Origin of the sequence: Puniceibacterium sediminis (assembly GCF_900188035.1) — a bacterium.
Classification (GTDB): domain Bacteria; phylum Pseudomonadota; class Alphaproteobacteria; order Rhodobacterales; family Rhodobacteraceae; genus Puniceibacterium; species Puniceibacterium sediminis.
This window is the reverse complement of the sequence record NZ_FZNN01000004.1, coordinates 60,946-83,118: the sequence shown is the minus strand read 5'-3', so window position 1 is coordinate 83,118 and position 22,173 is coordinate 60,946. Positions and strand designations below refer to the sequence as shown.

The 22,173-nt window shown below is 61.0% G+C and carries 22 protein-coding genes; 14 read left to right on the top strand and 8 right to left on the bottom strand.

The features are described 5' to 3' along the window. Positions 1–149 precede the first annotated feature (149 nt). Positions 150–470 (top strand): hypothetical protein, encoded by a 321-nt coding sequence (locus CHB75_RS06060; RefSeq protein ID WP_176439069.1) that lies wholly within the window; start codon positions 150–152, stop codon positions 468–470. Next, positions 467–2,014 carry a methyl-accepting chemotaxis protein gene (locus CHB75_RS06055; RefSeq protein WP_089269646.1) on the top strand — a complete coding sequence of 516 codons (1,548 nt, stop codon included), beginning with the start codon at positions 467–469 and terminating at the stop codon, positions 2,012–2,014. The genes CHB75_RS06060 and CHB75_RS06055 overlap by 4 nt, the downstream gene beginning before the upstream one ends. Positions 2,015–2,281: 267 nt before the next feature. On the opposite strand, the gene CHB75_RS06050 is transcribed toward CHB75_RS06055, so the two are convergent. Further along, complete coding sequence (locus tag CHB75_RS06050; protein WP_089269645.1) at positions 2,282–2,917, bottom strand: DsbA family oxidoreductase; 636 nt, start codon at positions 2,915–2,917, stop codon at positions 2,282–2,284. 63 nt (positions 2,918–2,980) lie between these two features. Further along, positions 2,981–4,489: a class I adenylate-forming enzyme family protein gene (locus CHB75_RS06045; RefSeq protein WP_089269644.1), complete on the bottom strand. Its 1,509-nt coding sequence runs from the start codon at positions 4,487–4,489 to the stop codon at positions 2,981–2,983. A gap of 65 nt (positions 4,490–4,554) precedes the next feature. Between CHB75_RS06045 and CHB75_RS06040 the strand changes: the two genes are divergently transcribed. Next, positions 4,555–5,178: a helix-turn-helix domain-containing protein gene (locus tag CHB75_RS06040; RefSeq protein ID WP_089269643.1), complete on the top strand. Its 624-nt coding sequence runs from the start codon at positions 4,555–4,557 to the stop codon at positions 5,176–5,178. 21 nt (positions 5,179–5,199) lie between these two features. Here CHB75_RS06040 and CHB75_RS06035 read toward each other — a convergent pair whose 3' ends face one another. After that, positions 5,200–5,316, bottom strand: a complete 117-nt coding sequence (locus tag CHB75_RS06035; protein WP_089269642.1) for an entericidin EcnA/B family protein — start codon at positions 5,314–5,316, stop codon at positions 5,200–5,202. A gap of 6 nt (positions 5,317–5,322) precedes the next feature. Next, positions 5,323–7,137 carry an extracellular solute-binding protein gene (locus CHB75_RS06030; protein ID WP_089269641.1) on the bottom strand — a complete coding sequence of 605 codons (1,815 nt, stop codon included), beginning with the start codon at positions 7,135–7,137 and terminating at the stop codon, positions 5,323–5,325. A 294-nt stretch (positions 7,138–7,431) separates the two neighbouring features. Between CHB75_RS06030 and CHB75_RS06025 the strand changes: the two genes are divergently transcribed. Both CHB75_RS06025 and CHB75_RS06020 read left to right on the top strand, forming a co-directional pair. Continuing rightward, the gene (locus CHB75_RS06025) at positions 7,432–8,205 is read left to right on the top strand and encodes a 3-hydroxybutyrate dehydrogenase (RefSeq protein ID WP_089269640.1); all 774 of its coding nucleotides are present in this window, start codon (positions 7,432–7,434) and stop codon (positions 8,203–8,205) included. Positions 8,206–8,264: 59 nt separating this feature from the next. Then, positions 8,265–9,305 carry a patatin-like phospholipase family protein gene (locus tag CHB75_RS06020; RefSeq protein WP_089269639.1) on the top strand — a complete coding sequence of 347 codons (1,041 nt, stop codon included), beginning with the start codon at positions 8,265–8,267 and terminating at the stop codon, positions 9,303–9,305. A 9-nt stretch (positions 9,306–9,314) separates the two neighbouring features. On the opposite strand, the gene CHB75_RS06015 is transcribed toward CHB75_RS06020, so the two are convergent. From CHB75_RS06015 to CHB75_RS06005, 3 genes are all read right to left on the bottom strand, one after another. Then, complete coding sequence (locus tag CHB75_RS06015; protein ID WP_089269638.1) at positions 9,315–10,004, bottom strand: DUF502 domain-containing protein; 690 nt, start codon at positions 10,002–10,004, stop codon at positions 9,315–9,317. A 138-nt stretch (positions 10,005–10,142) separates the two neighbouring features. Further along, on the bottom strand, positions 10,143–11,051 hold the full coding sequence (locus CHB75_RS06010; protein ID WP_089269637.1) for a pseudouridine-5'-phosphate glycosidase: 909 nt from the start codon (positions 11,049–11,051) through the stop codon (positions 10,143–10,145). Between the two features lie 120 nt (positions 11,052–11,171). Further along, positions 11,172–12,065: a PfkB family carbohydrate kinase gene (locus CHB75_RS06005; protein WP_089269636.1), complete on the bottom strand. Its 894-nt coding sequence runs from the start codon at positions 12,063–12,065 to the stop codon at positions 11,172–11,174. 114 nt (positions 12,066–12,179) lie between these two features. Between CHB75_RS06005 and CHB75_RS06000 the strand changes: the two genes are divergently transcribed. From CHB75_RS06000 to CHB75_RS05990, 3 genes are all read left to right on the top strand, one after another. Beyond that, a complete protein-coding gene (locus CHB75_RS06000; protein ID WP_089269635.1) occupies positions 12,180–13,358 on the top strand; it encodes a trans-sulfuration enzyme family protein in 1,179 nt (392 codons plus the stop codon). Continuing rightward, positions 13,355–14,386, top strand: coding sequence for an ATP-binding protein (locus tag CHB75_RS05995; RefSeq protein WP_089269634.1), 1,032 nt, complete (start codon positions 13,355–13,357; stop codon positions 14,384–14,386). The genes CHB75_RS06000 and CHB75_RS05995 overlap by 4 nt, the downstream gene beginning before the upstream one ends. Before the next feature lie 83 nt (positions 14,387–14,469). After that, positions 14,470–14,925: a GNAT family N-acetyltransferase gene (locus CHB75_RS05990; RefSeq protein WP_089269633.1), complete on the top strand. Its 456-nt coding sequence runs from the start codon at positions 14,470–14,472 to the stop codon at positions 14,923–14,925. A 20-nt stretch (positions 14,926–14,945) separates the two neighbouring features. On the opposite strand, the gene trhA is transcribed toward CHB75_RS05990, so the two are convergent. After that, positions 14,946–15,590: a PAQR family membrane homeostasis protein TrhA gene (trhA, locus tag CHB75_RS05985; protein WP_089269632.1), complete on the bottom strand. Its 645-nt coding sequence runs from the start codon at positions 15,588–15,590 to the stop codon at positions 14,946–14,948. Positions 15,591–15,954: 364 nt separating this feature from the next. Here trhA and CHB75_RS05980 point away from each other — a divergent pair, with 364 nt between their 5' ends. The 6 genes from CHB75_RS05980 (at position 15,955) to phoB (ending at position 22,156) form a co-directional block, all read left to right on the top strand. Further along, positions 15,955–16,980: a substrate-binding domain-containing protein gene (locus CHB75_RS05980; protein WP_089269631.1), complete on the top strand. Its 1,026-nt coding sequence runs from the start codon at positions 15,955–15,957 to the stop codon at positions 16,978–16,980. Positions 16,981–17,059: 79 nt separating this feature from the next. After that, positions 17,060–18,523: a phosphate ABC transporter permease subunit PstC gene (gene pstC, locus CHB75_RS05975; RefSeq protein WP_089269630.1), complete on the top strand. Its 1,464-nt coding sequence runs from the start codon at positions 17,060–17,062 to the stop codon at positions 18,521–18,523. Continuing rightward, entirely contained in the window at positions 18,520–19,878 is a 1,359-nt protein-coding gene (gene pstA / locus CHB75_RS05970; protein WP_089269629.1) for a phosphate ABC transporter permease PstA, read from the top strand. The genes pstC and pstA overlap by 4 nt, the downstream gene beginning before the upstream one ends. A gap of 41 nt (positions 19,879–19,919) precedes the next feature. After that, positions 19,920–20,717, top strand: a complete 798-nt coding sequence (gene pstB, locus CHB75_RS05965; protein ID WP_089269628.1) for a phosphate ABC transporter ATP-binding protein PstB — start codon at positions 19,920–19,922, stop codon at positions 20,715–20,717. 4 nt (positions 20,718–20,721) lie between these two features. Then, positions 20,722–21,462 (top strand): phosphate signaling complex protein PhoU, encoded by a 741-nt coding sequence (phoU, locus tag CHB75_RS05960; RefSeq protein WP_089269627.1) that lies wholly within the window; start codon positions 20,722–20,724, stop codon positions 21,460–21,462. Between the two features lie 4 nt (positions 21,463–21,466). Continuing rightward, positions 21,467–22,156 carry a phosphate regulon transcriptional regulator PhoB gene (gene phoB / locus CHB75_RS05955; protein ID WP_089269626.1) on the top strand — a complete coding sequence of 230 codons (690 nt, stop codon included), beginning with the start codon at positions 21,467–21,469 and terminating at the stop codon, positions 22,154–22,156. Positions 22,157–22,173: the final 17 nt, after the last annotated feature.

The window sequence follows — 22,173 nt, the reverse complement described above, 5'->3', positions numbered from 1 at the left end:
CCGATTGCAGCTGATTTAGCCCACTTATGTATTACATGGAAGTGTGGTATGCGATTGTATACCACGCAAGGGGTATTTTTAGTCTTACCTGCTTCGAGATAACCTTTTCTGAACAGTCCTGCGTTTATCACAGGCGTATGAGCTACAAAATGCGCCTGATGATTGACGGGGTCATGTTGACTGCGGCCTGCCTGATTTGTGGCAGCCTGCTGATTTCTGCATCCCTCGGATCCGATATTCCAGTCGTCGGCAAGCCGGTTCTGGTCGTGGCACCGCCGTGGGATGGCGGCGCTGCGGCTATCGTGCGCGCAGTTGGTGGTGTGGCAGTGGGGCCGGTGGCCGCGCCTTTTGCCATGTTTGCGGTGTTTGAACACAAGGGTTTTGCGGAGGCTGCCCTAAAAGCCGGCGCCTGGACGCTGCGCGATGCAGGCGCGCTTTCAGCATTTTGTACAACGGGGGAAACGACATGAATATTGATGCCGCAGGCGACAACGACGCAACTCGCGACTGGTCGTTCGTGCTCTGCCTGCTACTGGCACCTCTGATGCCGCTTGCGGCGCTCTTTGCTGGTAATCCTGCCCTGCCCATCCTTGCGGTCTCGGGCGCTCTGGCGGCTCTGGCAGTCGTATCGCGTAACTTGCAGACGGCGCTTTCACCTTATGTAATTGCGACTTGTGTGATGGGTCAGGCTATGTGCCTGACCGCCGCATTTTCCGGGCATCCCTGGCAGATCGATACACATATGGTGTATTTCGTTCTCCTCGCCGTGGTTTCGACCCGCTCCCATGCCGGTGTCCTGATCCTGGCTTGTGCTGTTACAGCGGTCCACCACCTGTTGCTCAGCATATTGCTTCCCTCCCTGATTTATCCGTCGTTTGATATAGTCGAGAACCTGCAAAGGACGGTGCTGCACGGTCTGTTGGTCGTGCTGGAAGGTGGCGTTCTGACCATGACGATCCTGCAGCGGACCAAGCTTTCCCGCGACATGAAGTCTCAGGCCGAAGATCTTCAGGACAGCAGTCATGCCGCAGCTGAGGCGCAAAAACGCGCCGAACGCGCCCAGTCCGAGGCTGAGGGGGTTGTGTCGGCGTTCCGAATTAGTTTGCAGCGTCTGGCAGACTGCAACCTTGATTGCGCTCTGACCGACAGCTTTCCCGAAAGTTACGAAGAATTGCGCGCAGACTTCAACGGCGCGATCGAGATGCTTCGCGACACACTTCAGAATGCTGCGGCTACCTCGCACGACTTTGACGCTGAGGCGCGTGAACTCTCTGCTGCCACATCGGATCTTTCCACCAGAACCGAACGGCAGGCTGGTGCCTTGTCAGGTGCCGCGGGTGCCATGCAGCACCTGAATGCATCGCTCAGCGAAACCGCAGACGGGGCACGGAACGCTGCCGAAATGGCCGCGGCGGCACGGGAAAGCGCCGAAACGGGCACGGAAGTGACCTTGCAGGCGATCGAGGCGATGAAACTGATCGAGACTTCCTCGAGAGAAATCCTCAAGGTGATCCAGCTGATTGATGACATTTCATTTCAGACCAACCTGCTGGCGCTTAACGCGGGGGTTGAAGCCGCGCGGGCCGGAGAGATGGGTAAGGGCTTCGCTGTCGTGGCTTCCGAAGTGCGCCTTCTGGCCAAAAGCACCTCAGACGCGGCAAATGGGGTCAAGTCGCTTATCCACGACAGCGCTGATCAGGTATCACACGGGTCTCGGCTGGTGAATGACGCTGGTAAGCGGCTGGAAGCCATCGTGATGCAGGTCGTGTCGGTAACGAAGCTGATCGAACACATTTCGGGTGAAAGCCAAAGCCAGGCCACCTCACTCCGCGATCTGAATGGAACGGTGACCACGTTGGACCAGGAAACCCAGAGCACGGCCGGCCTGAGCGAGGAAATGACGGCGATGAGCCTGCGCATTACTGACAACGCCTCGACTCTGGCGCAACGAATGAACGTATTCTCGATGTCCGACGATACGCGCGGCGGCGGAACCAAGTCATTGCGGGCCTGACGCAAGGCATCAATTTTCGGCCCGCGGTCAGATCCGTCGTTAAGGTATACCCCAGCTCTGACTCTAAGAAAGCGCCCCTATCAGGACCTTTTGCGTGGCACAAATTCCGCGTCGTGCGGCAACCAGTGACAGGATAAAAAATGAGATGATGGCGTCGCGAATTGCGACCCCTAATGATTTCGACTAGGAGATTGCGCCGTCACATTCGTCGAGGTTCGTAGGGGGTGTTGACGCACCTGCCGGAACGGCGGGGTGCGCCACTACGGATTAGTCCGCGGCTTCACTCAGTTCCGCCAGAACCTTTATCCAAAGTTCCGTCGGCTGCGCACCCGGTACTGCGTGCTGTCCCGCGACGATAAAGGTCGGCACCGAGCTGATCCCCATGTTCCGCGCAGCAGAGTCCCGTGCCCGTATATCGGCGATATCTGCGTCCGAGCCAAGCAGACGCTGGATGATCGACGCATCCAACCCGATGCCATCAGCAATGTCGCTTAGAACTTCGGTTTCGCCTATATCCCGGCCTTCGTTGAAGTAGGCTCGGAACAGGGCCGATACGGCGGCAGACTGCCGCCCCTCGATCCCGGCCCAGTGGATCAACCGATGCGCGTCAATGGTATTGGGCGTCCGCGCGATATCGTCGAGCTTGAGGTCAAGTCCGGCTTTTTCACCATGCTCCACCACCGGCAGATATGCCTGAACCGCCGCCGCCTTGCCTCCGAATTTGCCTTCGAGATAAGCGCGGCGGTCCATACCCTCGGCAGGCATGTCGGGGTTAAGCTGGAATGGGTGCCATTCAATGGTGAACGGATGGTCCGGCATCTGGGCCAGAGCCCGGTCGAGATAGGTCTTGCCGATATAGCACCAGGGGCAGATCGGGTCGGACATGATGTCGAGTTTCACCATGAAAATGTGCCTTTCGAGGAATTTGCCCCTGTCTAGCAGCACGGACAGGTGATTGCACCCCGATCATTCGTCCGGTTGCGTGCCCAAGGCCCGGCGCATCAGTTTGCCGTTTGAATTCTTCGGGAGCGTATCGCGATGGAAGAAAAATCGCGGCTGCTTGTAACGGGCCAGCCGCTCGGCGACCCAGGCGGTAAGGTCTTCCGGCTCCAGCACTCGGGGGCCGGTATAGTAGGCCGCGATCAGGCGGACATCCGCTTTGACCGCGATATCCGTGACACCGACCTCGGTGATGCCGGGGTGCGAGAGAAGGGCAGCTTCCACCTCGATCGGCGAGACGCGGTAGCCGCCGGCATTCATCATGTCATCGTCGCGGCCCAGATAGGTGATCTGGTCGTCGCCGTGCATCACGCCCATGTCACCGGTCAAGAACCAGTCACCCTGAAATTTAGCAGCGGTTTCCTCGGGCGCGCCGATATAGCCAAGCATCAATCCGGGGTCGGATCGGTGTATCGCGATCACACCGGCCGTACCGCGCGGAACCGGGCCTTGCGGTCCGAGGATGCCCACATGGCGACCGGGCTGCGGACGACCGAGTGCGGGCCCTTCTGCGGGCAGACCGGGAGATGATGACAGGAAGGTTGAACATTCAGACATGCCGAAAGCCTCATAAATTGCTGTGCCCGTCGCAGTTTCCCAGGCGGCACGCAGAGTCGGGCTAAGCTTTTCGCCGGCCGACAGCCCATGGCGCAAGTGGGGCATCCTGGCGGGAGCAGATTTGAGGATATTGCGATAAACACCCGGAGCAGCGGCAAAAATCGTTGTCTCATGGGCGTTCAAAAGTTGGGGGATCTGGCTGTGATCGACTCCGGCGGCAGGGATCAGCGCAGTGGCGCCCATGGTCCAGGGATCCATCAAGCCGGTGCCCAGCGTATAGGTCCAGTTGAACGCCCCGGCGTGCATCAGCCTGTCTTCTCCTGTCAGACCGTACCATCCTTGCATCATCATCTGCCGCGCCCAGATTGCACGGTGCGCATGGCCAACCGCGCGCATCGCGCCAGAAGTGCCAGAGGTGAAGATGATATAGGCCAGCCTGTCGGGATCACCCATGTTGTATGGGGCCGGCGGCAGGCTGTGCCACATTTCCATATCGCGGGTCGAATGAACGGGCAGGTCGGTCTGGGGACAGGGCAGGCTGTCCCCCAGCAGGATGGCCGATGGGGCAAGACCTTCGATGATGGCCTCCACCTCGGGTCCTGTCAGCTGAGAAGAAGTGGGCACGGGAATGATCCCGGCAGCAATGGCCCCCAGATAGGCAATCGGGAAGTCGACAGTATTTCCAAGACGCATCAAAAGGATATCGCCCGGCTGCATTCCTGTTTGCAGCAACCCGGTGGCGGTACCACGGACGGCACCTTCAAGCGCGCCGTAGCTCCAGTTTTCGGCCCCGTCGGGCGAAACCACGCTAAGCGCGGTCTTGTCAGACAGCTCTTGTGAGCGGCCCAACACGAAAGCGGCCAGATTGAAGGGTGTGGGGCAGGGCGCATGTGCCCCGTGATCAAAGACAGACAGCATGATCAGAGGCTTACGCCGCCCCTTGGATTCTTGCAAGCCTGCGCAAGCCGGCCTATGACGTTGCCATGACGTCCAGTGACCCCAAATCTCCGATCCGACTCAGCCGGGACACCGGAACAGAGGAAAGCGCCGAGCCGCTGAACCTTGGCACGCGTGTGCGCGAGTTGCGCAAGGCGCGCAACTGGACGCTGGAGCAGGCGGCGCGGCAGGCGGGGCTGGCACGTTCCACCCTGTCCAAGATCGAAAACGGGCAGATGTCGCCAACCTACGATGCGCTCAAGAAGTTGGCCGTGGGGCTGCAGATTTCCGTGCCGCAACTGTTCACTCCGCCGCAGCGCGAGCAGGTGAACGGGCGCCTGGCAGTTACAAAGGCAGGGGCCGGAACGCACCTCGCGACCACGACTTATGAACATGAGCTGCTGGCCGAGACCTTGACCAAAAAGCAGATGGTGCCATATCGCGCGCGCATCAGGGCGCGCGATATGAGCGAATTCGACGGCTGGGTGCGGCACGACGGCGAAGAATTCCTTTATGTGCTGACCGGAGTGATCCAGCTCTACACAGAGTTTTACGAGCCTATCGAGATGCGTCGCGGCGACAGCGCCTATTACGACGCGACCATGGGGCACAACGTCGTGTCGGTCAGCGAAGAGGATGCCACCATCCTCTGGGTAACATCGCTGCCGTAGGGCGGCAGACGGCGCAGTTGTCTAGAACCAGCTTTGCACGGTCCGCGCACCACCCGATATGTCCTGCCCCACGCCATCCACAGTGGCGCAGCCCGCAAGCAGCGCCAAAACCATCGTTACCGTGATTTTCTTCACCATTTGCTCTTACTCCTCATACCACCAGACATCCGGGTGCCAACCGGACCAGTCGCCGTAGATCGGCAATCTCTCTGGATATTTCAGTTCTTTTGCATGGGCAATCCGGCTCACGTTCCACTGATAGATCGGGATCACATAGCGCCCTGTCGTCAACACCCGGTCAAGCGCCTTTGTGGCCGCGACAAAGTCATCCCGGTCACGGGCGTTCAGCAGCACGTCGATCAACGCCTCTGCCGCCGCAGAGTCCATTCCCATCAGGTTGCGCGAACCCGGCTCTGTCACGCCACGCGCCCCCCAGTAAAGCTTCTGTTCGTTTCCTGGGCTCAGGGACAGGCCGCGCCGGTAATAGGTCATGTCGAAATCGTAGCTGTTCGTGCGCTCCTGATACTGCGCAGGGTCGATGGTGGTGATCGTCGGTGTGATCCCCATCCGCTCAAGCGCCTGCACGTAGAGGTCGATGATCGACTGTTCCTCAGTCATGCCCTGCGGCAACAGGATGTCGAACGCAAAGGGATTGCCATCGCCGTTCACCATCCGGCCCGCATCAATCGACCAGCCAGCTTGCTCCATAAGCTCCATCGCCTTGCCGATATTGGCCCTGTTGCGCAAACTGCCGTCACCAACTGGCAGGGCATAGCCCTCCATCGCGCCGGGCAAAAGCTGGTCAGCAAAGGGCGTAAGCAATTCTTCGACCCGGCCCGTTGCGGGACCATCATCCATACCCAGCACAGAATTCGAGAAATACGAGGTGATCCGTGGCTGTTTGCCACCGGTCATTGTCTCGTTGATGAATTCAAAGTTGAAGGCATGGATCATCGCGTCACGAACGCGCCAGTCCTTGAACGCATCGCGGCGGGTGTTCATCACAAACCCTGTCATGCCTGACGGGCGTTGGTGCGGGATCACCGATTTCACCACATCGCCCTGCTCGACCGCCGGAAAGTTGTACTGGGTGTCCCACTTTTCGGCGTTGTTTTCGCGCAGTGAATTCAGCTCACCGGCCTTGAACGCCTCGAACATCACCTGGCTGTCGCCGTAGAATTCCATCCGGATCTCGTCAAGATTGGCCTGTCCCGCCATGAACGGCAGGTCGCGGCCCCAGTAATCCGGATTGCGCTTTAGCGCGACGTAGCGGCCCGCCTCAAAGCTGTCGATGACATAGGGTGAGGTGCCAATGGGGATCATGTCGATACCCGAGGCGGCAAAATCGTGCCCCTCCCACTGTGCCTTTTTCAGGATCGGACGCATTCCGATGATCAGCGCAAGTTCACGATCCTCGACCCCAAAAGTGAACCGCACGGAACGCGGGCCGGTCTGCTCCATGGACGCAACCTTGGCCCAGGTCCCGGCATAGCGCGGGTGGCCCTTGGTGCCGAGTGTTTCATAGGACCACAGCACATCTTCGATGGTGACCGGGGTGCCATCGGAAAACCTCGCCTCCGGACGCAGGGTAAATTCGGCCCACTCGCGATTCGGCCCGACGTCGATTGATTCGGCCAAAAGACCGTACAGCGTAAAGGGTTCATCCCAGGACCGGCCCATCAGCGACTCGTATCCCAAGGACGCCAGTTGCCATGGAACAGTGCCTTTCAGGATGTGCGGATTGAGGCTGTCAAAACTGCCGACCTCGCCATTTACGATACGCCCACCTGTCGGGGCATCCGGGTTTGCATAGGGAAGGGACACAAAATCCGGTGGTAGGGCAGGATCGCCATACATAGCTATGCCATGCTGTGGTTCAGCCGAGGCGGACGCACCCGTGCAAATGAGTGCGATAACGGCGCAACTGCGCCGGAGGATTGAAAAAATCTCTGGGGCCATTCTGGCAACCGTCCCTGTCTGCTCTTGTTTTCATTGCCAACAGAATAGCCGGGGATTCTTTCCTTTTCAAACTTTTAGCTTGGCCAGCAGCGGAGAAAGGCCTATAACAAGCTCACTGCTCGATAGGTTTCTTGCCTGTATGAAACCTGCCTCAATAACTTAACGCCCGCTTCGCGCGGGCGTTTTTTTTGGCCTGATTTTCATCGGCCGGGGAGCATTAATACTTCATTAACACCTTATTTTGCTAAGTCGGCGTGCTATGCTGCACGTGCACAGTCCATTGGAGCGTCCCACATGACATTGAAAGACAAGACCGCCATCATCACTGGTTCCAATTCGGGAATCGGGCTGGGAATCGCCCATGAGCTTGCCCGCGCCGGGGCGGATATCGTGCTGAATTCGTTCACGGATAGCGACGAGGATCACAAACTGGCCGAAGCGATGGCCAAAGAACACGGCGTAACGGTGCGCTACATCAAGGCCGACATGTCCAAAGGCGCCGAGTGTCGCGCGCTGATCGAAACCGCCGGGCGCTGCGATATTCTGGTCAACAACGCCGGGATTCAGCATGTGGCCCCGATCGAGGATTTTCCGGTCGAAAAATGGGACGCGATCATCGCGATCAACCTGAGCTCGGCCTTTCACACGACGGCAGCTGCCTTGCCGATGATGCGCAAGGCCGCATGGGGCCGCGTGATCAACATCGCCTCGGCACACGGCTTGACGGCAAGCCCGTACAAATCGGCCTATATCGCGGCCAAGCACGGCATCGTCGGCTTTTCCAAGACAACCGCGCTTGAAACCGCGCAGGAGCATATCACCTGCAATGCGATCTGCCCGGGCTATGTGCTGACCCCGCTGGTCGAGGCGCAGATCCCCGACACGATGAAGAAATACAACATGGGCCGCGAAGAGGTGATCAAGAAGGTGATGCTGGACCGCCAGCCCTCCAAGGAGTTTGCAACCGTGCAGCAGCTGGGCGGGACGGCGGTCTTCCTGTGTTCGGACGCAGCGGCACAGATCACCGGCACGACGATCAGCGTGGATGGTGGCTGGACCGCGCTTTGACGCGTGTCGGTGTGGAGGGCAGCGCCCCCGGCACAATTCGAGAAAAAGAAGGACAGGCCGTGGATGATGTAAAACGGATCAATCTGGCCTTGCAGGGCGGCGGCGCGCACGGCGCTTTTACCTGGGGTGTGCTCGACAGGCTGCTTGAGGACGAGGGGATCGAGATTGCAGCGATTTCCGGAACCTCTGCCGGAGCCCTGAACGCGGCCGCGCTCAAGGCCGGGCTCATGTCTGGCGGGCGGGAAGGCGCGCGCGAAAATCTGGACTGGCTCTGGGCACAAATCGGCGCAATCGAACATCCCGGGCTACCCGAATGGCTCAACGCCTGGCTGCCAGAACCATCCTTTGTCAGTCATGGCCTGTCACATTCGCTGCCCTACCTTATTGGCGACTCCCTCGGGCGGAACATGTCACCCTACGCCTGGGGACCACTTTACAAGAATCCGCTTGAACGCATCGTCAGCCAGTTCACCTTTGACAGGGTCTGTTCCGAAACGGGACCCGAGCTACATATCTGCGCCACCAACGTGCGCAACGGCAAGGTCCGTGTCTTTTCCCGCGACGGGATCACCGCGGCATCAATCATGGCTTCGGCCTGTCTGCCGACCCTGTTCCAGGCGGTCGAGGTTGAAGACCCCGAAACCGGGCTGACCGAAGCGTTCTGGGACGGCGGCTATACCGGTAACCCGGCCCTTTTCCCGTTGTTTGCCCGCCATCTTCCAGAGGATATCGTGGTGATCAACATCAACCCGCTGGTCCGCGACCATGTGCCGGTTACCGCGACTGAAATCCAGAACCGCATCAATGAGATCAGCTTCAACTCTTCGCTGTTGCGCGAACTTCGTGCCATCGAGTTTGTCCAGCGTCTGTTGGGGCAGGGCACCTTGCACCATGGGGCGATGAAGCAGGTTCTGGTGCACATGATCGCGGATGATGAGTTGATGAACGATCTGTCTGTCGCGACCAAGACGATCCCGGTGCCTTCGGTGCTTGCCCAGCTGAAAGAGGCCGGGCGGCGCGCGGCTGGCGCGTTTCTAAAGGATCACCGCGCGGATCTGAACGTGCGCCAAACAGCCGATCTGCGGGCCAAGTTCCAGTAGGGCCGGAGCCTAAGACACCAGCCGGGCAGGTGGCTGACTGGGGTCTTTGGCATTCGGATAAACAAGGCCGGCCGAAATCACCAGTTTGGCGGCATCCTCTATGCTCATATCAAGTTCGATCACATCTTCGGCGGGGAAGAACAGCAGAAACCCCGAAGTCGGGTTCGGCGTGGTTGGCACAAAGACCGAAATGAGCTCGCCACCGACCTCGGCCCGACGGGCAATTTCGCCACGCGCCTGTGTCGACACAAACCCGATGGCCCATATCCCCTTGCGCGGATACTGGATCAGACAGGCCTTTTCAAAGCTGCGGTCGGACTGGACAAACACCGTTTCGGCGATCTGCTTGACCCCGCTGTAGATCGAACGGACGACCGGCATCCGGTTTACCAGGCTTTCGGCAAAGCGGATCAGCGACCGACCGATCAGCCCCTTGGCGATCCAACCCACCGCAACAGTGAACACCAGGAAAAAGATCACCCCGATGCCGCGCAGGTTGATGCCGATATATTCTTCGGGATTGAAGCGCGCCGGCACCAGCGGCAGAACAAATCCGTCGATCCAGCCGATCACAGTCCAGATCAGCCAGATGGTAAGCCCTACGGGCGCGATCACCACGAGCCCGGTCAGAAAGCTGGCGCGAATCTTGGCCAGCAGCCCGGGGCGCCGGGGGGTCGTCGGATCGAAGGGAGTGTTCATGCGCGCGCTTTCAAGGATTTACGCGCAATCTAGGGAGTCGCGCGGGCTTCTACAATGGTCGCGCGACCTTCACTTGCATCCAAGGCAGGCAGTTGGTCGTTTCATGTGCAACTCCGCTGGTTTGCGGTGGCAAAGGGTTCAATCCTTGGCAAGTTCGCAGGCGATTTCGGCGCCCAGACGCGCATTGTTTAGAACCAGCGCGATATTCGCGTCAAGCGAACGACCATCTGTCAACTCGTAAATCCGTTGCAGCAGGTAGGGTGTCAGATCCTTGCCGGTGATGCCGTGGTCGGCCGCATCCTGTGTCGCCTTGGCAATCACGGGGGTAAGTTCGGCGCGCGCAATCTCGGCCTCGTCGGGAATTGGGTTGGCAATCAGCTGACCGCCCGGCAGGCCAAGGGCGCCGCGCATCCGATGTGCCCGCGCGATAGCCGCAGCCGAATCCAACCGCAGCGGCGCGCGCAGCCCGGCAGAGCGCGACCAGAAGGCCGGCAGCTGATCCTGACCATAGGCGATAACGGGCACACCCAGGGTTTCAAGCACCTCAAGAGTCTTGGGCAGGTCAAGGATGGCCTTTGCGCCGGCCGCAATAACCGTGACAGCGGTCTGGGCCAGTTCACGCAGGTCCGCAGATATATCAAACGACGATTCCGCCCCCTTGTGAACGCCGCCGATGCCGCCGGTGGCAAAGACCTGAATACCTGCCAGCTGCGCCGCAATCATCGTGGCCGCGACCGTGGTGGCGCCGGTGCGCCCTTCGGCCATGCAGACCGCCATATCGGCCCGGCTTAATTTTGCAACGCCGCGCGCCTGTGCCAGCGCCTCGATCTGGGCATCCTCAAGGCCAATGCAAAGCCGCCCGTCGATCACCGCAATGGTGGCAGGTTCGGCACCGTTCTCGCGCACGACAGATTCGATCTTGCGGGCAACCTCAAGGTTCTGCGGCCAGGGCATGCCATGGGTGATGATTGTGGATTCCAGCGCGACAACGGCGCGCTTTTCCGACAGGGCTGCGGCGACGGCGGGGGAGAGATGGAACAGCGGCATGGATGGGTCCTTTTATCGGCACGCAGAAGTTAAGGGGGGATACCCCGGTTAGTGCAACGGTGTCGAGGTGGCGGATGGTGCCATTTGGCTTGCGGCCTTGCCGACAGCAGAGCCTGTGTGTCAGGACGGTGTATCACCCGAAACATAGGCCGCCGCCGCATCCAGCGCGCGCACGAGCGCCGTGTCGCGGTCCGCTCCGCCAAATTCGGCGGCGATATGCGCGGCCATGAAGGTGTCACCGGCACCGGTGACGCGTGTCACAAGAACTTCGGGCGGGCGGCGCGACAGGATGCCGTCGGGGTGGCCATCGCAGGTGACCTCGCCTCCGTCGGTGACCAGCGCGCGCGCCGCACCGCGGGATAGCAGGGCCGCCGCCGCCTCGGGCGCAGTGTCAAAGCGGTTCTGGCACAGCAGGCCTGCCTCTTCGAGGTTGACATAAAGCGTGCCGCGACCCGAACGCAGAAACGGTAGCAGCCGTTCGGCTTTGCCGGGGGACGCAGGTGCGATGCGCAGATCGGCGGCGCAAAATGCCGGACTGCGGGCGATTTCATCCAGCAGGGATTCGGTGAGGTTCCCATCGAGCGCAATCGGCCCGGGGTAGGGCGCATCGCTGCTGCCCAGCGGGCCATTTGTCAGCGGACGCAGGATCTTGGCCCCGGCCGCCTCCAGCGAATGGGCATCGGCAATGGCAGCGATCAACCCGTTGGCACCCTCGACCGCCATGTAACGGTCAGTCGGCAGATCCTCGGACCGATAGATATGCGCCGTGTCCAGCCCCAGATGCGCGCAGGCGTCGGTCAGCTCGTCACCTTCGGGGTCGCGCCCCACAGCGGACAAAAGACCGGGTCGCAGGCCAAACCGCACCAGTGTCATTGCTATGTTCAGCGCCACACCGCCGGGCAGTCGGATGATGCGGCCGGGCACATCACTGCCCCGGGCCATGACGCTGGCGGATCGGCCGATCACGTCCCAAAGGACGGAACCGATGCAAAGGATATCTGGGGGCTGGCTCATGAGACGGTTTTGGCGCGGATGCCGCCCGCGCGCAAGTCCATCCGTCTGCCAGCCAGTCTCTTGCCCCCCGGCAGGGCTTGTGCCACCAGTTGCGCAAACTTCGAGGAGCCTGCCATGAAACCCACATTGATGCGTCCCGTCGGCCTACCGCTCAGCGCCTCGACCCCCGTGGTCACCCCGCTGATGCCGTCGGTCGTCTATGCCAGCGAAACTCCGGATGCGCTGGATGCGCAGTACGAGGGCCGTGTAAAAGGCTACACCTACGCCCGCGAAGGCCACCCCAATGCCGATGTGCTGGCCCAGCGGATCGACGCGCTTGAGGGCTGCACCGGCGGCATCGTCACCGGTTCCGGCATGGCCGCCGTAACTGCGGCGCTGCTGGGCCTGTGCAAAAGCGGCGATCACGTGGTCGGGGGCGATCAGCTCTATGGTCGCTCACTGCGGATGATGAAGGACGATCTGCCCCGGCTCGGCATCGCAACCACGCTGGCCGATCCGACGGATGTTGCCGCCTTTGCCGCCGCCTTCCGCCCCGAAACAAAGCTCGCGCTCGTCGAAGTCGTGTCCAACCCGACCCTGCGCATCGCCGACCTGGCCGGGATCGCAGAGCTTTGCAAGGCAAAGGGCGTTCTGCTGGTTGTCGACAACACCTTCACCACCCCGGTTGCCGTGAAGCCCTTTGAATGGGGCGCGGATGTGGTCATCCATTCGGTGACCAAACTGCTGGCGGGCCATTCGGATGTGACTCTGGGCTGGGTCGCGGCAAACACCCCGGAACTGACCAAGCAGCTCTATGATTTCATCGTGACCACCGGCATGACGCCCAGCCCGTTTGACTGCTGGCTGGCTGAACGCGGCATGATGTCCTTTGGCCTGCGCTTTGCCCATGCACAGCAGACCGCCCGCAAGCTGGCGGATCACCTCGCCGGGCAAAAGGGGGTCAAGCGTGTGCTGTATCCCACCCGCGACGACCACCCTGACCGTGCCCGCGCGCAGTCTGTTTTGCGTGGCGTGGGCGGCAATATGCTGAGCTTTGAGCTCGACGGCGGGCGCGAACAGGCCAATGCCTTTGCAGCCGCCGCCAAGGGCATCGCCTTTGCACCGACGCTGGGCGATGTAGGCACGACCCTGTCGCACCCCGCATCCAGTTCGCACCGCGCGCTTGGCGCCGAAGGCCGGGCCAAACTGGGCATCACCGAAGGCTTCTTTCGCGTATCAGTCGGGCTCGAAGAAACCGAGGCACTGATGGCAACCTTTGACGACGGGCTGCGCGCCGCCGGTGCCGTAAAATGAGTTTCACGCCGCAGGCGGTGATCGACGCACTGCCCATGCCGGCGGTGATGATCCGGCGCGATGAACGGATCGAAGGCGCGAACGCAGCGGCGATGAAATTGCTTGGGGATGGCATACAGGGGCGACATTTCATCACCGCCCTGCGCCAGCCCGCACTGCTGGATGCGATCGAGGCGACGCTGCGCGACGGCAAGCCGCGCCAATCCCGCTATCTGACCAACGACGGGCGGCAGGACACCACGTTTCAGGTGTCCTGCCGCGCGGTGCCTTTGGCGCAGGGGCCGGGGGCGCTGGTGGTGTTCGAAGATGTGACCCATCTGGAACAGGCCGGCCAGATGCGCCGCGACTTTGTCGCCAACGTCAGCCACGAATTGCGCACGCCCCTGACCGCGCTGATGGGCTTCATCGAGACCTTGAAAGGCCCCGCGCGCAACGATGCCGCCGCCCGCGACAGGTTCCTTGGCATCATGGAAAGCGAAGCAGGCCGCATGAACCGTCTGGTCGGGGATCTGCTCTCTCTCAGCCGGGTCGAGGCGGACGAGAGGGTGCGGCCGACCGAACGGATGGATCTTGGGGAACTGGTCGAATCGACCGTGCATCGCCTTGCTCCGCTGGCAGCCGAGGCAGGCGTTCACGTGAACATGGACCTGCCGGAGCCGTTCGAGATGACCGGCGATTCCGATCAGCTGCGTCAGGTGCTGACGAACCTGCTTGAGAATGCCATCAAATATTCCGGGCACGACTCCGAAGTGACGGTGCGCGTCTCGGCCCCGGGATTCGAACCCCGGGTGCGCGGTCAGGGCGTCACGCTCGAGGTGCGCGACAGCGGTCCGGGCATAGATCCCATCCACTTGCCGCGTCTGACCGAACGGTTCTACCGCGTCGACAGCCATCGCAGTCGCGAAATGGGTGGCACCGGGCTTGGCCTCGCCATCGTCAAGCATATCGTGAACCGCCACCGCGGGCGGCTTCAGATTGAAAGCGCCCTGGGCAAGGGCAGCGTATTCAAGGTCGTGTTGCCGGTCTGAAAACCGGGGGCGCGATCCGGTTGCACACCGCGTCGCAGTATGGAATCTTGGCACCCGTCATTCCCACCGACGGAGTTCAGATCATGCCCCTGACCGCCCGCCCGAATATACCTTTCGACCTTGTCCCCCTGTCCAGACTTCTGACGGACGCGGCAGATCTCGCGCTGGTCAATCCCAATGCCAAGTTCCCCTTCGACCCGCTGGAGTGGCAGGAAAAGTGGCTGGGCGAGATGGACGATGCGTCCTTTTACCTGACAGACGACGCCGGTGCTGATGTCGGTTTTTTCGCGCTGCGGGTCGGGGTCGGACCCGAAGTGCGCCACCTGACCTACGTCTTTGTAGCCGAAGAGGCCCGCGGCGGCGCGGGTGAAGTGCTCGCGAATGAGGTCGAAGCAGCCGCGCGCGCCCTTCAGGCGCTGACCATCACGCTGAAATGCGAAACCGAAAATGACCCGGCGATGAGGGCCTATGCCTCGGCCGGGTATGAAATTCTATCGGAACGCAATGGCATGGCGACGATGCGGCTGGAACTGGACTGATCCTCAGCGCCCGCGCGGCGTCAAACCGGTATGTGGAAAGCCCCCAGCGCGATGGCCCCGTAAAAGCAAGCCGAGGCGCAGACCACGAATCCATGCCAGATCGCTTTTGAGAATTTGAGCGCCTTCCATTTGTAGAACACGACACCAACACTGTAGAGCAGGCCGCCGGACGTGATCAGGATGATCGTAGCAGGCGGCACCAGCGGCCACAGGGACCAGATCAGCAGCGGGCTGAGCCAGCCCATGAACAGGTAAAGCAGCGGATCATAGCGCCCCGGCGCGCGCCAGAAAAAGATCTTTTTGACCACGCCAAAGGCCGCAAGCGCCCAGACCACGCCCAGCACAAGATAGGACCCGAGCGATCCGATCATGACCACCAGCGGAGTGTAAGTTCCCGCGATCTTGACGAAAATGGCGGCGTGGTCGATGCGGCGCAGGGTAGGGCGCAGGGTTTCCCATGGGGTCATGTTATAAAACGCCGATGCCACAAAGGTCAGGACAAGCGCCACGCCATAGACGGCCAGGGCAAGGCTCTGGGAATCGCTTACCCGGTCCAGCGACCACACCATCAGCAGAATCGCACCACAGCAGGCGCCAATGACGCCCAGCAGATGCATGGCACCATCGGCAATCCATTCGGACCGGGCGTAGGCAGGGTAACTCATCAGATCGCCTCCTTCGTATTCCGGGGCCACGTTGGGGCCCGATGGTGAAGATTCTGTCACACTTGGCTGCCAATCACTCTATTCACCCCGGCCTATTGGTGCCAACGGCTATGTACCAAAGCAACGCAGCGTCCCATGCCTGGAAATATGGCGCTCCAGCCTTTCGGCCCATCTTGTGGAAAACCCCCGAAAATCAGGGGTGGCCCTGCCGGAGGTGGCGAAATTTGGCGCGTTCGTAGCGTCACCTTACCGGCTGTCTTAAAACTGTTACACTAACGTCACAAAAGCATAGCGTGGCGTCGATAGGTCGGCGGCAAGGTCATCGCGACGATGATCGTCATTCCGTCTCTAACAGGAGCTACCCATGACAACCGTGAAACTGACCGCCTCTGCCCTGGCGATCGCTGCCGTATCCGCCTCCGCAGCTTATGCCCGTGACAACGTGCAGGTTGCCGGTTCCTCGACCGTTCTGCCCTACGCGTCGATCGTGGCCGAAGCCTTTGGTGAAAACTTCGACTTCCCGACACCGGTCGTGGAATCGGGCGGCTCTTCCGCCGGCCTCAAGCGTTTCTGCGAAGGCGTGGGCGAAAACACCATCGACGTCGCGAACGCATCGCGCGCCATCAAGGAAAAAGAGATCAAGGCCTGCGCCGAAAATGGTGTGACCGACATCATCGAAGTCAAGATCGGTTATGACGGCATCGTCTTCGCCAGCCAGATCAACGGCCCGGCCTTCACGGCCTTCACCCCGACCGACTGGTTCAACGCCCTGTCGCCCAAAGTCGTCGTAGACGGCGCGCTGGTCGACAACCCCTACACCAAATGGTCCGATTTCAACGCCGATCTGCCCGACGTCGAAATCGCTGCCTTCATCCCCGGCACCAAGCACGGCACCCGTGAAGTGTTCGAGGAAAAAGTTCTGGCAGCAGGCTGCGAAGCAACAGGCGCCGAGGCACTGCTCGAAGCTGCTGGTGTTGAAGATGGCTGCATCGCAGTGCGCACCGACGGCAAGTCGGTCGACATCGACGGCGACTACACCGAAACTCTGGCACGCATCGACTCCAACCAGAACGGCGTCGGCGTCTTCGGCCTCGCATTCTACGAGAACAACACCGACAAGCTGAAAGTCGCAACGATGGACGGCATCGCGCCGTCGACCGAAACGATCTCGACCGGTGAATACCCCGTGTCGCGCCCGCTGTTCTTCTACGTAAAGAAAGCCCACATCGGCGTGATCCCGGGCCTCAAGGAGTATGCCGAATTCTTCGTCTCGGATGAGATCGCAGGCCCCGACGGCCCGCTGTCCACCTATGGCCTCGTTTCCGACCCTGAGCTGGCGAACACCCAGTCGATGGTTGCTGACGAGCAGGTCATGGGCTCGAACATGTAAGCCAGCAGGCTTACAACGGGGGCGGCAGTTTCTGCCGTCCCCATTTCTTTTTGGACCTTTAAGAACGAACGGAGCGATCATGCCCACTCTTTGGCTTGTTCTCATCGTGGTTGCGCTTGGTGCCGTCGGCTACGTGCTGGGACGCGCCCGCGCGCTGGCCACCGCCGGTGGGGACAATCGCAAACTGCATTCGCTGCCGACCTATTACGGCAGCAACGTTGCGATGAAGACAATTGTCCCCGCAATGGGCGTCCTGGTCCTCTGGCTGCTGGTGCAGCCTTTTGTCGTCAATTCAACCGTTTCCGGAATGATGCCGGACAATGCCGTGTCTGAGGATACGACGCTGGGTCTGGTCATGTCGGACGTCCGGCGCGTGGCAGACGGTCTGGACGCGGCCGTTGCCAGTGGCATCATGTCAGCAGATGAGGCGCGCAACCTGCGCACCGAATTCACCGATGTGCGCGCACGTCTGGGTGCTGCTGGTGTCGCGCTGGGTTCCGATGTCAGCCCCGAGGTGCTGCGTGCAGCGCAGCGGTTTCGGTCCCTCAACGGAACCGGCCGTCTGTTGATGACGGTTCTGGTGCTAGGTGCGGCCATCGCCGGCGGCATCTGGTCCGTGATGCAGTCGCACATGGACTACCGTGCGCGTAACGTCGTCGAAGCCGGGATCAAGGCTCTGCTGGTCACCGCCGCGTCGCTTGCGGTCCTGACCACCATCGGCATCGTCCTCAGCCTGATCTTCAACACCATCGAATTCTTTCAACGCTACCCCGCCAAGGAATTCTTCTTCAGCCTGGTATGGTCGCCCAGCTTTGGCGGTGGTTCCGAACTTGGCATTCTTCCGCTGCTCTGGGGCACGCTCTATATCTCGCTGATCGCGCTGCTGGTGGCGGTGCCCATCGGCCTGTTCGCAGCAATCTACCTGTCGGAATATGCCGGACCCAAGGTACGCGCGATTGCCAAACCGCTGCTTGAGGTCCTCGCCGGTATCCCCACCATCGTCTACGGTCTTTTTGCGCTTCTGACGGTCGGCCCGCTGCTGCTGTCGGTCTTTGGCGCAGATGGCGCTGGCTGGATGAAGGCCGGGACGGCGGTCATGACCGCGGGCCTTGTCATGGGCATCATGCTGATCCCCTTTGTCAGCTCGCTGTCGGATGACATCATCAACGCGGTGCCACAGTCGATGCGCGACGGCTCTTATGGCCTTGGCGCAACCAAATCCGAAACCATCCGCCAGGTCGTGGTGCCTGCGGCGCTTCCGGGCATCGTTGGCGCGATCCTTCTGGCCGCGTCCCGCGCCATCGGCGAAACCATGATCGTGGTTCTGGGGGCAGGGGCCGCAGCCCGCCTGTCGCTGAACCCGTTTGAGGCGATGACCACGGTCACCGCCAAGATCGTCAGCCAGCTGACCGGGGATGCCGACTTTTCCAGCCCCGAGGCGCTGGTGGCCTTTGCCCTGGGCATGAGCCTGTTTGTCATCACCCTCGGGCTCAATGTCTTTGCCCTCTACATCGTGCGGAAATACCGGGAGCAATACGAATGACCGACGCAACCCTCGCCACACCCGGAGCGAACCCGCCCAAGGGCAAATCGCTGATCACGCTGGATGCGCGCACAAAGAAACGCAACGCCGCAGAGGCCCGGTTCAAGGCCTACGGCATCGCCGCAATCGCCGCCGGGATATTCTGTCTGGTCGTGTTGCTGACTGCGATCCTGTCAAACGGGGTTGGCGCTTTCCAGCAGACATTCATCCACGTGCCGGTCTATCTGGACCCGGCCAAGCTCGATAAGGCGGGCAACCGCGATCCCGAAGAGATGAAAAAGGTTTCAACCTTCGGCTACGCGCCGCTGATCGAAAATTCGCTTTGGGCCACCGTGCAAAAAACCGGCGTGGAAACACCACTTACCAAGGCCAAGGACATGAAACCCATGATCTCGGCCTCGGCTGCGGCACAGGTCCGGGATGTGGTTCTGGCCAATCCCGATCTGGTCGGTGACACGGTTGATTTCCGTATCCTCGCCTCCAGCCGGGTGGATGGCTACCTCAAGGGCCGCGTCAAACGCGACGACGTGGCGCGCGACAAGAACATCAACGTCGAACAACTGGATCTGACCGACGCCCTGCGCGAAAAGGGCATCGTTGTCCGTGAGTTCAACATGGATTTCATCACCGGCGCGGATGCCTCGGAAAGTCGCGCGGAACAGGCCGGGCTTGGTGTGTCCATCCTGGGGTCGTTCTTCATGATGCTGGTGGTGCTGCTGCTGTCGCTGCCCATCGGGGTCGCCGCGTCGATCTATCTCGAAGAGTTCGCCAAGAAGAACCGCTTTACCGATATCATCGAGGTCAATATCTCGAACCTCGCCGCGGTGCCGTCGATCGTCTTTGGTATCCTCGGTCTTGCGGTGTTCATCCAGTTCATGCACCTGCCGCAATCCGCGCCTCTGGTCGGTGGTCTGGTGCTGACCCTGATGACCCTGCCGACGATCATCATCTCGACCCGCGCCTCGCTCGCCTCCGTTCCGCCGTCGATCCGGCAGGCGGCCCTGGGGGTAGGGGCGTCCAAGATGCAGTCGGTGTTCCATCACGTGCTGCCACTGGCCATGCCCGGTATCCTGACCGGCACGATCCTTGGTCTGGCACAGGCACTGGGCGAAACCGCGCCGCTGCTGCTGATCGGCATGGTGGGCTATATCGCCACCAACTATCCCGACGGCGTGGCCAGCGGTTTTCTTGACCCGAACTCGGCCATGCCCGCGCAGATTTACGAATGGGCCAAACGTGCCGACCCCGCCTATTACGAACGCGCCTGGGGCGGCATCATCATCCTGCTCGTGTTCCTCATGATCATGAATATCATCGCTATTCTCCTACGCCGCCGATTTGAGCGTCGCTGGTAATGACAGCCGCTTTGAACGCAGACGGCAAGAAAGGTATACCCATGTACGACGCCCCAAATTCGGAGAGAGACGTGGAAGTCAAGGACATCAAGATCGCGGCCAAGGGCGTGCAGGTCTATTACGGCGACACCCATGCCATCAAGGACGTGAGTGTCCAGATCGAAGACAAGACAGTCACCGCCTTCATCGGCCCGTCGGGCTGCGGGAAATCCACCTTCCTGCGCTGCCTGAACCGCATGAACGACACGATCGACATCTGCCGCGTCGAAGGGGACATTCGCATCGACGGCGAAGACATCTATGACAAACGCGTCGATCCCGTGCAGCTGCGCGCCAAGGTCGGCATGGTGTTCCAGAAACCGAACCCGTTCCCCAAATCGATCTACGACAACGTCGCCTACGGCCCGCGCATCCACGGTATGGCCAAGAACAAGACCGACCTTGACGAGATCGTCGAACGCGCGCTGAAGCGCGGTGCCATCTGGAATGAGGTCAAAGACCGTCTTAATGCGCCCGGCACCGGCCTGTCCGGCGGCCAGCAGCAGCGTCTGTGCATCGCCCGCGCCGTTGCAACCGAACCCGAAGTGCTGCTGATGGATGAGCCGTGTTCCGCGCTTGATCCCATCGCGACCGCGCAGGTCGAGGAGTTGATCGACGAACTGCGCCGCGATTATTCGGTGGTGATCGTCACCCACTCGATGCAGCAGGCCGCACGCGTCAGCCAGAAAACCGCGTTTTTCCACCTTGGCAATCTTGTCGAATACGGCGTTACCGACAAGATCTTCACCAACCCGCAGGACCCGCGCACAGAAGCATACATCACCGGACGGATCGGATAGAGCCATGACAGAGATGACACAGCACATCGCCTCGGCCTTTGACCGGGACCTTGAAGGCATCCAGGCCAAGATCATGAAGATGGGCGGGCTTGTCGAAGCCGCCATTCGTGACGGCGCAAAGTCGCTCGACACCCGCGACGAAGAACTGGCCGAACAGGTCCGCATGGGCGACAAGGCCATCGACCTTCTGGAAGAGCAGCTGAACGACGAAGCCGCGCGCGTGATCGCAATCCGTGCGCCCACGGCGATTGACCTGCGGGTGATCCTGTCGGTCATGCGGATGTCGGCCAATCTGGAACGCATCGGCGACCTGTCCAAGAACATGGCCAAGCGGACCGGTGTTCTGGCCCAGCTCACGCCGATCCAGGGATCGCCCGCAGCGCTGCGCCGCATGGCGCGCGAGGTCGAACTGATGCTGAAGGATGCGCTCGACGCCTATATCCAGCGCGACGCCGAACTGGCCAGGGACGTCATCGAACGCGACCGCGATGTCGACCAGATGTACAACACCTTGTTCCGCGAATTCCTGACCTTCATGCTCGAAGATCCGCGCAACATCACCGCCTGTATGCACCTGCATTTCATCGCAAAGAACATCGAACGGATGGGGGATCATGTGACGTCGATCGCCGAACAGGTGGTGTTTCTGGTCACCGGCGCCAAGCCGGGCCAACCACGTCCCAAGGGCGACATGACCTCGTCTGATCCGCGCTACAGCGTCGACGCCAACAGTGACGAGGACTGAGCATATGTCAGCCGATCAACCCGTGGTTCTGGTGGTCGAGGATGAGGCCGCACAGCGCGAAGTCCTCAGCTACAACCTTGAGGCCGAAGGCTTTCGCGTGGCCCGCGCCGAAAATGGCGAAGAGGCCCTGATGCTGGTCGCCGAGGAACAGCCCGACATCATCGTGCTGGACTGGATGCTGCCGAACGTGTCGGGGATCGAGGTCTGCCGCCAGCTCAAGACCCGCCCCGAAACCCGCGGCGTGCCGGTGATCATGCTCTCGGCGCGCTCCGAAGAGGTGGACAAGGTGCGCGGGCTGGAAACCGGGGCGGACGATTATGTCGTCAAACCCTATTCCGTGGTCGAATTGATGGCCCGTGTGCGCGCCCAGTTGCGCCGCACACGGCCGGCGGCGGCGGGGCTGCGTCTGGAATACGAAGACATCGTTCTGGATGCCGAAACCCATCGCGTGACACGGCATGGGGATTCGCTGAAGCTTGGCCCGACCGAATTCCGCCTCCTCTCCACCTTCATGGAAAAGCCCGGCCGCGTCTGGTCGCGCGAACAGCTGCTGGACCGGGTCTGGGGGCGCGATATCTACGTCGATACGCGCACCGTGGACGTGCATATCGGGCGCCTGCGCAAGGCGCTGTGCCAGCATGGCGGCGGCGATCCGCTGCGCACCGTGCGTGGGGCCGGCTACGCGCTGGGGTAAGCTCAGCGCCGTTGACA